Genomic DNA, 15,338 nt, shown 5'->3' with positions numbered 1-15,338 from the left:
TGCTGCTGGCGCCCCCGGCTGCATCCGCCGCGAGCGCCTGGCTGCTGTCGCCCGCACATGCTCCGAACTACGGCATGCTGCTCGTATGGGCGGGACCCTATTACGCGGCAGCCTGCGCATGCCTCCTCGTGTCGCTGCATAGGGAGCGGCATGCCGCCAGCCGCAGGAGCAGACTGGCGTTGACGGCCGTGATGGTGCCGACGCTGCTCGGCGTTCTGGGCTTTATCAACGTCGGCCGCGCGCTGCGGCCTCAGTACGATTTCTTTCCCTATGTGGCCATGTTCATCGCCTATTCGTTGGGGGCCGCCTTGATCGCCATCTTTCTTTACGGCGTTCTCGGCATCAGGCTCCGCGTGGAGCGGGATCCCGTCGAGAGCGCGATGCGGACGGCAGGCATGGGCGCTTCGATGCTGAGCCACTCCTTGAAAAACGAAATCGGCAAAATCAAGATCGGAGCCGAGCTGCTCGATCGGGAGCTCAAAGCCGAGCCTCAGCGGGCGGCAGAAGGCGGCGCGGCAGAAAGCCTGGAGCTGATCCGGGAATCCGCTGACCGCATGCTGGATACGGTGACGAGGATTCACGGCCAGACGAGGGAAATGGATTGGCGGGAGCAGCATTGCCGCCTGGACGAGCTGCTGCTGCGCTCCGTTGCCCGATGCAGCGCCGCCGCCGCTCTCCGCGGCGTCTCGCTTGCTGCGGGCAGCATCCAGGTTCCTGCGAAAGTGAGCTGCGATCCGTTCCACCTGGAGGAAGCGCTCGTGAACGTTATCTCCAACGGAATCGAAGCGGCTGCTCCGGGAGGGACGGTCTCCGCAAGCCTGCTGCGGGAGCGGAGAAAGCTTGTCGTCCGGATCGCCGACGACGGACCCGGCATCGCCGCCGTCCATCTGCCTTATCTGTTCCTGCCCTTTTACAGCACGAAGCAGGGGCGGAGCAATTATGGAATCGGCTTGTCGTATGTGTACCAGGTCATGAAGCGGGCCGGAGGCAGAGTCGACGTCAGGACCGTGGAAGGAAACGGCACGACGCTGGAGCTGACGATGGCGCCAAGCCGTTTGCCGGATGGAAAAAGGGAGGCTGGATCAAGGAATGGGAACTGATGAGCGTGATGATCGGCTGATCCGGATTTTGATGGTGGAGGACGACCCGGACTGGATCCGCGCGATGAGCCGCTTTCTGGGCGGCGAGCCGGACATGCTCCTGGTAGCTTCCGCGCGGGGGCCGGAAGAGGCCCTCAAGGCTGCCGCCGCCTTGGACTATGATGTCGTCCTGATGGACATCCAGCTCGGCGAAGGGGTCCGGGACGGAATAAGCGCAGCCGCCGATCTGCTGGAGCTGCGGAATTCGCCGGTAATCATGCTGACCTCCGTGGGCGAGGAGCGGGCGATGACCCGCTCCTTCGCTTCCGGTGCGGTGCAGTACATCGGGAAGACGGACTACCGGGAGCTGCCGGCCGCGATACGCAAGGCCGTATCCCAACCGGCGCCCATGGCGGCTCTGCTGAAGGAGTTCCGCAGGCTCAAGCGGGAGGAGCAGCTTCAGCCGCTTACTCCATCCGAGCGGGAGGTGTATGAGCTGATCGAGCGCGGCACGACCCAGGCCGAGATCGGCAGAAGGCTCTTCAAGAGCGAGAGCACGCTGAAAAACCAGGTGAACCGGATCCTCAAGAAGCTCGGCGCGCGCAGCAGCCGCGAAGCGGTGCGCAAAATCAAGAGAGGCGACGGGGACGGCGCCGGAATAGAGCGGGATTGAGCGGAACGCGGCGGCATATGCACGGCAAAGAGGGCCTACGGAATGTAGGCCCTCTTTGCCGTTCCCTCCTCTTCTTTTGAGGCCTGACGCTGTCTCCGCAGCAGCGATACGATAGAAGCAGCAGGAAGGGCTATGAAAGGGAGGGCTGTACAATGAAACGATCGATCGCTCTCGTAGACGGGAACTGCGCGCTTTGCAATGCGCTGACACGATTCGCCGCCGATCGGGATCATGATGACCGGCTGCGCTTCGCGGCGCTGCAATCCGAAGCAGGCAGCGTCATTTTGGAGCGGCACGGGTTGAAGGCGGCAGAAACAAACAGCTTCGTCTTGGTGAAGGAAGGCGAAGCCTATACGAAGGGAACAGCTGCCATGATCTTGCTGCGAATGCTTCGAGGCGGGAGGCTGCCCGCTATGATGCTGCAGGCGCTGCCTTCCGGCATCAGGGATATCGGCTATGACGCTCTGGCCAAGCTCCGGCACCGGCTGGCGCCGCATGGAGGCTGCAGCCTGCTGGATGCGGAACGCATTCGAGGCAAGCGGGTGGTAAACGCCGAAGAAGCTCTCCAATTGCTCGGCGAGGATAAGGAGACGGAAAAATGAGCCGAACCGGGAACAAAAGCCTCGTTGGGAAAATCTCCGTCCAGCCGATCTACGTCGAAATGAGGATGCGCTGCGGTGTCGAGGAGCTTTGGCATCTGACCCAGCAGCCCAAGCTGCATGAACGCTGGGATCTTCGGTTTACGTCCATCGACTTTCTGCCGCAATCGGAAGGACGGGAGGGCAGGCGGTTCCGCTACCGGACGCGGATCGGCTTCGGCGCGGCTGTGGAAGGCTTCGGGACAACGAAGACGAGGCCGCACTCCGCCGCCGGCCGGAGGCTATCCACTTTAAGGTTCTCTTCCTCGCAAAAATGGTCGTTGCTCCGGTCTGGATCGGGATACTGGCAGTATGAGGAAACGGGGGAAGGGCTGCGGTTCATGACCCGCTACACGTACTCGACCCGGTTTGGTACCGCCGGGAAGCTGGCGGACCGGTATATGTTCCGGCCTCTCATGGGATGGGCGACGGCGTGGAGCTTCGATCGTCTCCGGATGTGGGCCGAGAAGGGGTGGCAGCCGGAGCTGGTCGCCGCTATGGCTGCGATTCATCTGGCGTCCATTACTGCTCTTGCGGGCATGTGGCTCTACGAAGGCATCGTGCCGAAGCTGCTCCACGACTCCGGCACGGAGCTCGGCATGCTGGCGGGGCTTGGCCTGACATCGACGGCGCAGTCATTGGCCCTGCAGCTGCTCGGCTGGGGAGAAGCTGCCGCGGCCGTCATTTTAGTGGCCTGCAGGCATTCCCGAGCGGTCATCACCATCCAGGCCGCCTGCCTGCTGCTGCTGTCCGTATGCGGAGCCGCGCTCCGGCCGGAGCTGCTGGCCGAGCCGTTCAATCCTCTGACGACCACGATTCCGCTGCTCGTGCTGTCGGCGGCAGCAGCGATTGCGGTCCCTTATTGCCCCCGGGCTTCGAGATGCCTGCGCAAGCAGCCGAGGGCAAAAGGGGGGAGGAGCCTATGAAAAGGAAGGAGTCTGAAGTGATGGACAGGTTCAAGGGAGCCGGACAGAGCGCCGGCAAGTCGATCTACGAGCTTGCGCTCGGGAATGAATTCAGCAAGCTGCATCCTCGTATCCGGGAGCGCTTCTCCTTGCACAGCGGCTCGGCATCCGCGGCCGTAGGCAGAGGGACAATGGATGCTGTCTGGCATCACCCTCTGGCCAAGCTTCCGCTCCATATCGGCACGATGCGGAATATCATGTTTCCGGAGAGCGGAGCATCCGTTCCGTTCACGGTGGAGAATTACAGCTACAAGGACCGGTTCGGCAGGGAAACCGTCACCTGGATCCGCACCTTCCGGTTCCCGAAGCGGATCCGCCGCTTCGATGCGACGATGATATTCAGCCGCAGCCGCGGCTGCATCGTCGACTATCTCGGCAACAAGCAGCATTTGGCAGTCGATCTCGATATGGAAGCGACGGCGGCGGGCGGCATCCGGCTGCGTTCGGGAGAGCAGCGGTTCTACGAGGGCTGGGCGGGATTCCGCTTCCCGGATGCTTTTACCGGCCAAGCGGACGTGGAGGAGTGGTTCGACGACGAGGCGGGTCTGTTCCGCGTCCGTGTCGAGGTGAAAAGCCCGCTTCTGGGCGATGTGTTCCGTTATGAGGGCCGTTTCGAGAACAGTATGGAACGGGCTGGAATCGCCGTGCCCCCGCATGTGCTTCCCATTCGCACGGAGCGTCGGGAATGAAAGGACCCCCGCTTGCCGGCTGGCATATCGGGGGCCGATTGCTGTCGTCAGGATGCTTGGAAAGCGATGGCGGCAGAAGCGGCAGTCCTTCTGCGAGCCAGGGAAGCACCGGGAGCCGGAGCCGAGGAATCACCGGGAGCAGCAGATGCCGAGGAAGCTGCCGGAGTCAAGGAAGCACCGGGAGCTGCCGATGCAGAGAAAGCTGCCGGAGCCTAGGAAGCCGTTGCAAGCGTCGAAGGCAACGTCCGGCGCAAGGGCGGCATCGCCGAAGCGAGCCTGTTCAGCTCGTCTGCGATCGCCGCAGTCGAGATTGCCGGGGATCCGGCATTGACCCGAGGCAGAAGCAGCGGATCGGAGGTTCGGCTTGCGAGTCCGGGAGCTGTCGTGAAGGCGTATTTGATTCCCTGCGCCCGCAGCAGGGAGACCGCTTCCGGCGTATGCAGGCCGTAGGGATAAGCGAAAGAATCGACCGGACGAGAATTGAGCCGCCGCAAGGCGGTCAGGCATCTGATCGTATCGGCGGTTATTCGGGCCCGGTAATCGGCGTCGCTTTCGAGCCTGCCGGCACGGAGAAGGCGGCCTGTGAGCAAGTCATGGCGCCGGTCGATTTTGACATGCAGCGCGTCGGTATGAGCCTGGACCTCCATGGCGGGATCGTCGGTTTCCATCTTCTTGATCTCCGCGGGCGTCATATGCGGCGTGTAGACGAGAGCCGAAGGGCTGAAGTCGCCGGTAATGACGAAGCAGGCTCCGGCAAGGCCGCGCTGCTTCAGAATCGGATAGGCATAACGGTAAAAGCTCTCATAGCCGTCGTCGAATGTAACGAGCAGCGAGCCTTTCGGCACGCTTTGCTTGCCCTGCATGAACATTCGGAACTGCTGCAGCGAGATGATCCGGTAGCCGATCTTGCGGAGACCGTCGAGCTCGGAGGCGAACTGCCCCGGCGTGATCGCGTCGGCTCCGGCTGCGGTCGGCTCGATGTCGTGGTACATGAGCACGCCGACTTTGCCGGTGAAGGAAGCCGGAACGGCCGCAGGAACCGGCAGTCCCTGGGCAGAGGCGGCGCCTCCGCTTGCCGGAGCTCCTTCCTTGTGCTTGCCGCGAGCCGGGAGCTGGCTCCAGCCTTGCTCCCGGGAACCGGGGAGCTGCGCGGCGGAATGCCCGGCGACAGGCTTGCCGGCGATGCCGCGAAGCAGGATAAGGCCGAGCAAGGCCGCCGCGATCAACACGGCTGCAGAGCCTGCCGCCAAAGGGATTTTCCATTTCATATCGTCTGCCTTCTTTCGCATCCGTGTCGTATCGGAGCGTATCATCCGAAGCTTAAGGCCAGCTGAAAAGAAGATGACGAATCGGCTTCGCCGCTAGTCCGCTTTCCGGGAGACAAGCCGGACGAGATCGAGCAGCAGCAGCGGCAGGCTCGCTCCTTCGGGATAAGCCAAGTAGCGCGGCTCCCAGGCGGGGTCGAACTTTTCCTTGTAGCGGCGCAGTCCCTGGAATCCGTACCAATGCCCTCCATATTGGAACACGAGACGGGCAAGCTTCTCCTCGCGGAAGGACTTGCTGCTGCCGCCCACGCTGGCCAGCGGAGCCATGCCGAGATTGAAGCGTTCGAAGCCTTCGGCCTTGCACCATTCCAGCAGGCGGATGAACAGCAGGTCCATTACGCCATTGGGGGCGCCGGGCAGATGCCGCATCAGATCGACCGACATCGTCCTGCCGCCGTCCTCCGATGGGGCGAGCGAGGCAAAGGCCGCCGTCCTGCCGTCCGGGCCGCTGATCAGCGCAATCGGAAAACGCTGCAAATAGTCTTCCTTGAACCAGCCGAGCGAGAAGCCCTTCTCGCGGCGGCCGCCAAGCCAGGCGTCGGACACCGTCCGCAGCTCGTCCATAAGCTCGCGGCTGTGCGGAGGCGCCGCCATGCGGAAGCTGAAGCCTTCCCGGTCGAAGCGGTTGCGCACGCTGCGCAGGGCGGCCTGGCTTTTGCCTGCAAGCGTGAAGGCGGCAGGATCGGCGAAGGCTTCTTCCCCGAGCTTGAAAAAGCGCAAGCCGTTCTCATGATAGACGGGGAGATAGTCCGGACTTGCCTGGTAAAAGACGGGCGTCATCGCATAACGGTCCGCGTACGCCTGGAATTCCTGCACGGCCCTGCTCGCATGCTCCATCGGACCGAGCGGATCGCCGAGAGCGACCAGCCTGCCGCGGATGACGGCATAGGGAATAAGCGCTTCGCCGTCTGCGGCCCAGAAAAGGCTCTTGTCGCCTGTATACAGAATCGGAGTGAGAGGATTGCCCTGCTTGCCTCCGACAAAGGCAGAAAGCTTCTCCAGGTCCTGCTCATCCGGAGCCGAGCCCGGCGGCCGCCCGGGACGCAGCAGCAGGAGGGCGGCGAGGAAGATCCAGGCTCCGGCAAGTCCCAGAGCGGCGCCTGCCGCATGCTCGCCGGACGACAGCAGCAGGCTGCGGTCGAACGAGCGCGGAAGATGATGCAGGAATCCTTTGCCGGAATGGTCGGCGACAAAGCTGTACAGAAACGCCACCACGGCGGATATGCCCAGCATGGCCCCGATCCGGCCCGCCCCGAGCGGCGCGCTCCGGCGATAGAAGCGGGAACGGGAAATCCACAGCAGCAGGGCGACGAGGAGCAGGAACAGGGCTTCCTCATAGTCGAACGCCTTGGCGAAGGTGAAGCCTGCGCCTGCGACGAGCAGGACGAGAACGGCGATGTAGGCCCGCTTCACCTTGAGAGAAATTCCTCTCGACAGCATGACGAGCACGATTCCGATCATGACGGAAAGATGATGGGAAATATGCATGACCGGCAGCGTGAGCAGCCCTTCGGTCAGCTCCAGCCTGCCGAGCAGGCCCGGCGTCGCCGCGGACAGCAGCAGCACCGCTCCGGCCGCGAGCACGAGCTTGGAAAGCGCCCATACGCCGACATCTCCGATATAAGCGTTCTGTCCGGGCCAGGACCAGAACCGCTGCCAGGCGTTGAACGCATTCTGCATTTTTCCGTTCTCGGTCAACGGATTCCGCTTGCGGCGGGGAATGAGCTCGATCGCGGCCATCATGAGGCCGATGATCCATGGGATCAGATAATAAAAGATGCGGAACAGCAGAAGGATGGCGAGCGCCCGGTTGGCATGGCCGCCGTACAGCTGCAGTCCCAGCACGGCGATGAGGTCGAAGGCGCCTGCGCCTCCAGGCGCCATGCTCACCAGGCCGGCCACTGCGGCCGCGACATAGATGCCGAGCACCGTATCGACAGGCAGCTCCGGCAGCATGATGTGCGCCGCAAGCGTGAATACCGCCGCCGCCGACAGCCATTCCAGCAGGGAAGCGCCGAGGCTTGCCGTTATGACGCGCCAGGGCAGCTGGCTTTCGCCCCGGTTGAACCAGCGGGCGTACAATTTGGAGCGCTGCATGGCCAGAAACAGCGGAACGTACAGCGCCATGCCCCAGACGGCCGGGTACAGCCAGGGGTGCGCATCGAACAGCTTGGAGGCATGGAGGAGGCCGAGAGCGTCTCCCCAGGCCATGATGGACAAGCCGGCGATCATGACCGGCGACAGGAAGACGACGGCTTTGGCCGCTGTCTGCACCGGCACGCCCTCGCCCCTGTAGAGCAGCGCCCTGAGGCCGGCTCCGGTGAAGCCGGCGAAGCCGAGCACGTTGTTGGACGTATTGGCGATCCATCCGAAGCGGAAGGTCGTCCAGCGGCTCATCTCGAGCCTGAAGTGGCGGCGGACGACAAAGTCGTAGCCGCTCATGGCGGCCGCGGCGGCAAGGCCTGCCGCCAGCAGCAGGAGCATGTCCCTGTCCGGCAGCCGCCGCAGCTCGCGGAGCATCGTGCCGGCCGACATGTCATGGAACAGATGCCTGCCTTCAAAAAAGACAAGTCCGATGACGAATAGCGGCAGCAGCAGGCGCAGCGCCTTGATCCGATAGATCGGCTCAAGCGCTTGACAGCTTTTATCCACGGACGGGATTCGGCGTTGCGGCCTTCCTGTTCTTCCTCGCAAGCCTTGTTTTCGTCGGTCGGGTGGGTCGGATGGGATGGATTCATTGCGCTGTCCGCCTTTCCTGAAAATGCCGGATGACTTCCTGTCCTTCGTATGTTATCACACCCTCCCCGCTTTTTCTTCCGTCCGCCGCCGCGGCCGGGACCATGGCGCTGGAAATCCGGGACAAGGTTAAGTATGATAAGGTCATGAACGACGAGGGGGAAGCAGCAGGTGAAGTGGGAAATCATCCATGCCGAGATGACGGTTGCCGAAGACGGCGGTTATGTCGGACAAGTGCAATTCAAGATCGAAGGACATAAGCAGGCATACGAAATTGCGCTGCAGAGCAACAAGAGAGGCAAGGACTGGGCATACGGCTTGTTTTTCAAGGACGAAGCCGGGCCGGAAGCGGAGATCGAAGCGGTGGAGGAGGAGCTCGAGGACAACGACGAGTTCTACGACGCCTTGATCGCGGCCGCCAAGGACGCTCTCAAGCAAGACTAGCCGGACGTAAAATTGAAAACCCGCATGCGAGGGCGACTCCGCATGCGGGTTTTTGACGTTCTCTGCCTGATGGATCCCATCTTTAGTTGCGTTGCCTGGAAGAAAGGGCGGCAGGAAATTCGATGAAACGGTAGAATCTCGCTGTTCCAAAATGGAATATAATGCGAAAATCAGTGAACAGCGAATTCCTGGAGGCCATTCATCCTTCCGTCCGGAACTAGCTCAGCTCCTTGCTCATCCTGACATGCGGAATTCCTGCATCGAGGAAAATGTCGGGCGACACGGGCTTGTACCCGAGCTTGGCGTAGAACGGCTCCGCCTGGCATTGGGCGTCAAGCACGGCGCGGCCGTACCCTGCTTCCCGAGCGGCTTGCTCCATCGCCTGCACGATGGCGGAGCCGGCGCCGCGGCCGCGCATGGAGGCCAGGACAGCGATCCGCTGCAGCTTGGCGCTGCTTCCTTCGAAAGCCTTGACCCGGCCCGTTCCGACCGGCGCGGCGTCATCGGTCAGGAGAACGTGGATGCACGACTCCGGAGACTCGTCGTAATGGTCGAGCTCTTCTTCGATGGAAACTCCCTGCTCACGGACGAACACTTCCTTGCGGATATGGAGGCATTGCTCCAGCTGTTCTTTCGTTTGGACTCTAGTTGCAGACAACATTCGTCATCATCCCTTCCGCTGATTGCTTCCGGTGTATTGTAGCAAATCGGCGCCGGCAACCGCAATTAAGAGGGCGACAACAAGGAGGGCTCCTACATGGACAGATTTCGAACGATCGCCATCAGCGACATTCACGGCTGCAGCCGTGAGCTTGGAAAGCTTTTGCAGAAAGTCGGTTATCGCCCCGGTGAGGACAGGCTGATCCTGCTCGGCGATTACGTGGACCGAGGACCGGACAGCTGCGGCGTCATCAACGCCGTGTTGGCTCTGCTGCGCGAAGGCGGGGGCCGGGCGACCGCGCTGAGAGGCAATCATGACCAGCGCTTCCTCCAATGCCTGCGCCATCCTGAGCCTGAGCTGATTGACAAGTTTCTCGGGCAAGGAGGGCATGAAACGCTGCGGAGCTACGCTCGGGCCGCCGGAACGGAATACCGCGGGGCGGCAGACGCCTCCGGCATGCTCCGGCTTATCCGCACCGAATTCAAGGAGCATGTCGAGCTGCTGGACAGCCTCGATCTGCATGCGGAGGACGAAGCCTTCATTTATGTTCATGCGGGGATCGATCCGGCTGCCGGGATCAGCTGGAAGGATCAGCCCAGAGAGCTGTTCATGTGGATAAGGGAGCCGTTTCACCACGCTCCGGTGACGGCGGGCAAAACCGTCGTCTTCGGCCATACTCGTACGATCAAATTCCAGAAGGAGCCGTCGGTCTGGTTCGGCGGAGACAAGATCGGAATCGACGGCGGCTGCTCGGCGGGCGGCCGTCTCAACGCCCTCCTGATCGACGCAGCCGGCGGCGTGAGCGAGGACGCTGTCAACGCGGGAGAATCCCCGGCGGGCCGCTGAGGCATTGCGGCCATTCCGCTGGTGACGCTTGCTTCATTTGCCGCCTCCTGAGGGTATAGGTAGCTATAGAACGAATTGCTTAGGAGGAGACAGCATGAAACATCTCAAGCCATCCCAGCTGGACTTTCTGAAGAACAGCCTGCTGCAGGAGAAGAAGGAGCTGGAGGCCCACTTCGACCTCAATCGGGAAACCGATCTGGAGGGAGCGCCCCTGACCGCCACCGATTCCGACGGGGAGCTGTCCAGCTACGACAATCATCCGGCCGATTCCGGGACCGTCACGTTCGAGAAAGAGCGCGACATGGCGCTAGACGAAAAGCTCGGCAAGAAGCTCGCTCAGGTGAACCGCGCGCTGAGCTTGATGGAGGAAGGCAAGTACGGCCTGGATGCTTCCACCGGAGAACCGATTCCGTACGAGCGTCTTGAAGCGATTCCCTCGACCCGGCATACGGTCGACAACGTTCCTGAACGGGAAAGTGGGGAGTACCGCCCCGTCGAAGAAGAGGTCATGACGCTGCCGCCGACGGGAGCGGGAGAGAGCAGGCAAGCTCATTCCGGCCGCTTCGACGACGCGGATGCCTGGAAGACGCTGGAGGAATACGGCAACGCCTCCGATACGGTTGCTGCCCAGCCGGAAGGCGCCGAGGCCGCAAATGAAATGGAAAAGCTTCGCTAATCGAAGCGCTCCTATCGAAGCCATAGGAAACAGGAAATCGGACCGTTCCGCGGTCCGGTTTTTTTTCGGATCGACACCGGGGGAGGGACGGAATGGACCCATTGTTCGGGCAAATTGCGCTCAAGCTGCTGATCGCGCTTGTCAGCCTGATGATCATGACGAGAGTGCTGGGCAAAAAGGAGATTTCGCAGCTGACCGCATTCGACTTTGTATCTTCGCTCATGCTAAGCGAGCTGGTCGGCAATACCATTTACGACAAGGAGGTCGGATACGGCCATCTCGTGTTCGCCTTGGCTGTCTGGACGCTGCTGTCCTACGGCATGGAGAAGCTGCTGAACCGGATTCCCTGGCTGTCCAGGCGGGTGACGGGCTCGCCGGATCTGGTCATCCGGGAAGGAATCATCGACCGTGCGGCGATGAAGAGGAACAATCTGGACTTCGGCCAATTGAGCATGCTGCTGCGCGAGAACGGCGTCTTCTCCGTGCGCGATGTCGCTTATGCGCTGTTCGAGACCAACGGCAGCATCAGCGTCCTGAGCAAGCCGGCCGCAGGCGGCAGTCAAAAGGAGGAGCCGGACAGCCCTTCCTTGCCGGTGAGCGTGATCGAGGACGGAGACATCGTCGACAGGGCGCTGGAGTCGCTGGGCAGGGACCGCCAGTGGCTGCTCGGATTGCTCGCGCATATCGGCATCGATGATGAGAGGCAAATCCTCTATGGGGAATGGTCGGACGCCAGCGGCTTGTTCTATCAGCTTCGTTCCCAGCGGCCTCCCGGGCCGGGAGCGAAGAAGCTGCGGAACAGGGATCGGACCGCTGAAAAAGCGGGTGAAGACCTTGTTTGACAGAAGATTTCGGCGAAGATTAAGATGAGTAGGAATGAATTGGTTTAGAAGTAAAATAAGGAGGGAAAGCCTTGTTCAAGCTGTTTCGGCTGCTGAAGCCATTCCGGCTTCAGATTGCGGCCGTATTGGCGCTTGTCTTTTGCCAATCGTTGTCCGACCTGTATCTTCCGACGCTGCTGTCGGACATCGTGGACAAGGGCATTTTGAAGGGCGACGTGCCTTATATCTGGAGAATCGGCGGCTTCATGCTGCTCGTGTCCGCCGCGGGTGCGGCCTGCATCATCGCATCCAGCTTCCTGTCGTCCCGTGTGGCCTCCGGCTTCGGCCGCAGCGCCCGCTCGAAGCTGTTCGCGCATGCGGAGAAGTTCTCGCTGCCGGAGTTCGACCGGATCGGGACGGCCTCGATGATCAACAGGACGACGAACGACGTCAACCAGGTGCAGCAGGTTCTGATCATGATGATGAGAATGATGGTCAGCGCGCCGATGATGTGCATCGGCGGGCTGATCATGGCCTTCTCCAAGGATGCGAAGCTATCCCTGCTCCTTGTCGCAGTCATTCCGGTCATCGGCCTTACGATCTTCGCCGTCATGCGCAAGGCGATTCCGCTGTTCAGGGCGATGCAGGTCAAGCTCGACAAGCTGAACCTCGTTCTGCGCGAAGGCTTGACCGGCATCCGGGTCATCCGCTCCTTCAATCGCGGGGAGTACGAGCAGGGCAGGTTCGACTCGGCCAGCCGCGATCTGGCCGATACGGCGCTGCGCGTCAACCGGATGATGGCGATCCTGATGCCGACGATGATGCTCATCATGAACCTGACAACCGTGCTCATCGTCTGGTTCGGAGCGAAGCGGATCGATGCGGGAGACATGAATATCGGCAGCCTGATCGCGTTCATCCAGTATGCCAGCCAGATCATGTTCTCGCTCGTCATGATGTCCATGATGTTCGCCATGGTGCCGCGCGCAGCGACTTCCGCAGCCCGGATCAACGAGATGCTGGATATCGCTCCGACGATAACCGACGGGCAGGCGAAGCCGTCGCCCGCAGCTTCGCCGAGGACAGGCGCAGCTCGCGGGGAGGTTGAATTCCGCGAAGTGAGCTTCCATTATCCCGGTGCCGAGAGGCCGGCGCTGGACCGGGTCAGCTTCACGGCCAGGGCGGGAGAGACGACCGCTGTCATCGGGGGCACCGGCTCCGGCAAGACGACCCTGCTGAACCTCATCATGAGGTTTTACGATGCGGGAGAGGGCGAGGTGCGGGTCGGGGGCAGGGATGTCAGAAGCTTGTCCCAGGAAGAGCTTCGCGCAGGAATCGGCCTCGTGCCGCAGAAGGCGCTGCTGTTCTCCGGCTCGGTGAGCGGCAACATCCGCTACGGCAAGGAGGATGCGACGGATGCCGAAGTGCGCCATGCCGCTGAGGTGGCGCAGGCTGCCGGCTTCGTCGAAGCGATGCCGGAAGGCTTCTCGACGGACATCGCCCAAGGCGGAGCCAACCTGTCCGGAGGGCAGAAGCAGCGGCTGTCGATCGCGAGGGCGCTTGTGAGGCGCCCCGATCTGTATCTGTTCGACGACAGCTTCTCGGCGCTGGACGCGTCGACGGAATCGAGGCTTCGCGCCGCGCTGGCGGAGGAGACAGGTGGAGCCGCCGTGCTGGTGGTTGCCCAGCGGGTGAGCTCCGTCATGGGAGCGGATCGGATCCTGGTGCTGGATGAAGGGCGATTGGCTGGCGACGGCACCCATGCAGAGCTGATGGAGAGCTGCGGCGTCTACCGCGAAATCGTGGAATCCCAGCTCCGGACAGAGGAGGAATCGGCATGAGCGAGGAACGGCGGACGCCGCCGGGACGCCATCCCGGCGCGATTCCGCGGATGGGCGGAGGGCCGGGTCCCGGAGCGATGATGCCCGGAGAGAAGCCCAAGGAATTCAAAAAAACGATGCTGCGGCTGCTCCGGTTCCTGAAGCCTTACCGGCTCAGGCTGCTGCTGGTGCTGGCAAGCGCCATTGCAGCTTCGGTGTTCTCCATCGTCGGTCCCAAGCTGCTCGGGCACGGGACCGACATCATTGTGAAGGGCGTCGTGGCGAGAATGAATGGAGCTGCCGGCGTTCCGTTCGATTATGCCGGCTTGCTGCATGTTCTGGGATGGCTGGCAGGCTTGTACGTTCTCAGCTTTCTGTTCGGGTACGTCCAGCAATATCTGATGGCTGGCGTTACCCAAGGAGCGGTATACCGGCTGAGAAAGGAAGTGGACGACAAGCTGCAGAGGCTCCCTCTGCAGTTCTACGACGCCAAGTCGCACGGCGATATTCTGAGCCGGGTCGTCAACGACGTGGACAACATCAGCGGCACGCTGCAGCAGAGCTTGACTCAGCTTATCACCTCGGCCGTCACGCTCGTCGGCGTCATCGTCATGATGCTGACGATCAGCCCCTTGCTTACGCTGATCGTCTTTGTCACGCTGCCGCTCAGCTTCCTGGTCACCAAGGCGGTTGCCAAGCGGTCGCAAAAGCATTTTGCCGGCCAGCAGCGGTCGATCGGCGAATTGAACGGCCATGTCGAGGAAATGTTCACCGGACACCGGATCGTCAAGGCGTTCGGCCGGGAGAAGGAGTCGGTGGAGCGCTTCGAGGCCATCAACGGCAAGCTGTACCAGTCCGCCTGGCGCGCCCAGTTCATCAGCGGCACGCTGATGCCGCTCATGTCCTTCGTCGGCAATCTGGGCTATGTGCTGATCAGCGTCGTCGGCGGACTGATGGTGACCCGGGGCGGCGTCTCGATCGGGGATATCCAGGCGTTCATCCAATATGCGAGACAGTTCACGATGCCGATCACGCAGCTGGCGAACATCGCCAACATCATCCAATCGACCGCGGCTTCGGCGGAGAGGGTATTCGAGCTGCTGGACGAACAGGAAGAAGAGCCGGACGGCACGTCGGAAGCCGGACGCGGCATCCGTGGAAATGTCGCTTTCGAATCGGTGGATTTCGGCTACAAGCCGGAGGTTCCGTTGATGAAGGGGCTGTCGATCGAAGTGAAGAGCGGGCAGACGGCGGCGATCGTAGGTCCGACCGGTGCGGGCAAGACGACTCTCGTGAACCTGCTCCTCCGTTTCTATGAGGTGGACGGCGGCAAGATCACGATCGACGGCCGGGATATCCGCCAGCTCACCCGAGGGAGCCTGCGCAGCCTGTTCGGCATGGTGCTGCAGGATACCTGGCTGTACAAAGGCACGATCCGGGACAATATCGCCTACGGCCGCACGGAGGCGACCGACGCCGAAATCGAGGATGCGGCCCGTGCGGCGCATGCCGATTTCTTCATCCGCACGCTCCCGGAAGGGTATGAGACCGTACTCAACGAGGACGCCAGCAACTTGTCCCAAGGGCAAAAGCAGCTCCTTACGATCGCGAGGGCGCTGCTGGCCGATCCCGCCATCCTCATTCTCGACGAGGCGACGAGCAGCGTGGATACGCGCACGGAAGTGCAGATCCGGCATGCGATGAAGGAGCTGATGAGAGGCAGGACGAGTTTCGTCATTGCCCACAGGCTCTCCACGATCCGGGACGCGGATGTCATTCTCGTCATGGACAAAGGCTCCGTAGCGGAACAGGGCACGCATGAGGAGCTCATCGCCCGTGGAGGCATTTATGCGGAGCTTTACCGGAGCCAATTTTCTGGAAATGAAGCCTCCTAATATGAGAATCGTTAGAGGTTCATGAGAGAACCTTAACCGACTGTGCCCCCTGAAGTCCTGTACACTGGGA

At 61.9% G+C, this 15,338-nt stretch carries 15 protein-coding genes; 12 read left to right on the top strand and 3 right to left on the bottom strand.

Annotation, left to right across the window (positions count from 1 at the left end):
- The 6 genes from BN871_RS20265 to BN871_RS27915 all read left to right on the top strand — a co-directional run.
- Window positions 1-1,100 (top strand): HAMP domain-containing sensor histidine kinase (locus BN871_RS20265; RefSeq protein ID WP_048748532.1); only part of this gene is annotated, 1,100 nt, incomplete at its 5' end.
- Window positions 1,090-1,752 carry a response regulator transcription factor gene (locus tag BN871_RS20260; protein WP_048748531.1) on the top strand — a complete coding sequence of 221 codons (663 nt, stop codon included), beginning with the start codon at window positions 1,090-1,092 and terminating at the stop codon, window positions 1,750-1,752. The genes BN871_RS20265 and BN871_RS20260, both read left to right, overlap by 11 nt.
- A 152-nt stretch (window positions 1,753-1,904) precedes the next feature.
- Window positions 1,905-2,354 (top strand): DUF393 domain-containing protein, encoded by a 450-nt coding sequence (locus BN871_RS20255; RefSeq protein ID WP_048748530.1) that lies wholly within the window; start codon window positions 1,905-1,907, stop codon window positions 2,352-2,354.
- On the top strand, window positions 2,351-3,316 hold the full coding sequence (locus BN871_RS20250; RefSeq protein ID WP_021881575.1) for a DoxX-like family protein: 966 nt from the start codon (window positions 2,351-2,353) through the stop codon (window positions 3,314-3,316). The genes BN871_RS20255 and BN871_RS20250 overlap by 4 nt, the downstream gene beginning before the upstream one ends.
- Before the next feature lie 20 nt (window positions 3,317-3,336).
- Entirely contained in the window at window positions 3,337-4,044 is a 708-nt protein-coding gene (locus BN871_RS20245; protein WP_048748540.1) for a DUF4166 domain-containing protein, read from the top strand.
- 66 nt (window positions 4,045-4,110) lie between these two features.
- Entirely contained in the window at window positions 4,111-4,260 is a 150-nt protein-coding gene (locus BN871_RS27915) for a hypothetical protein (protein WP_021881576.1), read from the top strand.
- On the opposite strand, the gene BN871_RS20240 is transcribed toward BN871_RS27915, so the two are convergent.
- Together BN871_RS20240 and mprF are read right to left on the bottom strand one after the other, a co-directional pair.
- The gene (locus BN871_RS20240) at window positions 4,257-5,312 is read right to left on the bottom strand and encodes a polysaccharide deacetylase family protein (RefSeq protein ID WP_048748529.1); all 1,056 of its coding nucleotides are present in this window, start codon (window positions 5,310-5,312) and stop codon (window positions 4,257-4,259) included. The two genes, BN871_RS27915 and BN871_RS20240, sit on opposite strands and share 4 nt — an antisense overlap.
- A 93-nt stretch (window positions 5,313-5,405) precedes the next feature.
- Window positions 5,406-8,021 (bottom strand): bifunctional lysylphosphatidylglycerol flippase/synthetase MprF, encoded by a 2,616-nt coding sequence (gene mprF / locus BN871_RS20235; protein WP_232313223.1) that lies wholly within the window; start codon window positions 8,019-8,021, stop codon window positions 5,406-5,408.
- Window positions 8,022-8,276: 255 nt separating this feature from the next.
- On the opposite strand from mprF, the gene BN871_RS20230 reads away from it, so the two are divergent.
- A complete protein-coding gene (locus BN871_RS20230; RefSeq protein ID WP_021878572.1) occupies window positions 8,277-8,549 on the top strand; it encodes a hypothetical protein in 273 nt (90 codons plus the stop codon).
- A gap of 217 nt (window positions 8,550-8,766) precedes the next feature.
- On the opposite strand, the gene BN871_RS20225 is transcribed toward BN871_RS20230, so the two are convergent.
- Window positions 8,767-9,210 (bottom strand): GNAT family N-acetyltransferase, encoded by a 444-nt coding sequence (locus tag BN871_RS20225; RefSeq protein ID WP_021878573.1) that lies wholly within the window; start codon window positions 9,208-9,210, stop codon window positions 8,767-8,769.
- A gap of 96 nt (window positions 9,211-9,306) precedes the next feature.
- Between BN871_RS20225 and BN871_RS20220 the strand changes: the two genes are divergently transcribed.
- From BN871_RS20220 to BN871_RS20200, 5 genes are all read left to right on the top strand, one after another.
- Entirely contained in the window at window positions 9,307-10,056 is a 750-nt protein-coding gene (locus BN871_RS20220; protein ID WP_048748528.1) for a metallophosphoesterase family protein, read from the top strand.
- A gap of 94 nt (window positions 10,057-10,150) precedes the next feature.
- Window positions 10,151-10,732: a hypothetical protein gene (locus BN871_RS20215; protein ID WP_048748527.1), complete on the top strand. Its 582-nt coding sequence runs from the start codon at window positions 10,151-10,153 to the stop codon at window positions 10,730-10,732.
- A gap of 92 nt (window positions 10,733-10,824) precedes the next feature.
- Complete coding sequence (locus tag BN871_RS20210; RefSeq protein WP_021878577.1) at window positions 10,825-11,574, top strand: DUF421 domain-containing protein; 750 nt, start codon at window positions 10,825-10,827, stop codon at window positions 11,572-11,574.
- Window positions 11,575-11,645: 71 nt separating this feature from the next.
- A complete protein-coding gene (locus BN871_RS20205; protein WP_048748526.1) occupies window positions 11,646-13,394 on the top strand; it encodes an ABC transporter ATP-binding protein in 1,749 nt (582 codons plus the stop codon).
- Complete coding sequence (locus tag BN871_RS20200; protein WP_048748525.1) at window positions 13,391-15,268, top strand: ABC transporter ATP-binding protein; 1,878 nt, start codon at window positions 13,391-13,393, stop codon at window positions 15,266-15,268. Before BN871_RS20205 ends, BN871_RS20200 begins: the two co-directional genes overlap by 4 nt.
- The last annotated feature ends 70 nt before the right edge of the window (window positions 15,269-15,338 follow it).

This window comes from Paenibacillus sp. P22, assembly GCF_000469945.2.
Lineage (GTDB): Bacteria > Bacillota > Bacilli > Paenibacillales > Paenibacillaceae > Paenibacillus_O > Paenibacillus_O humicus.
This window is presented reverse-complemented; position numbering and strand designations above follow the sequence as displayed.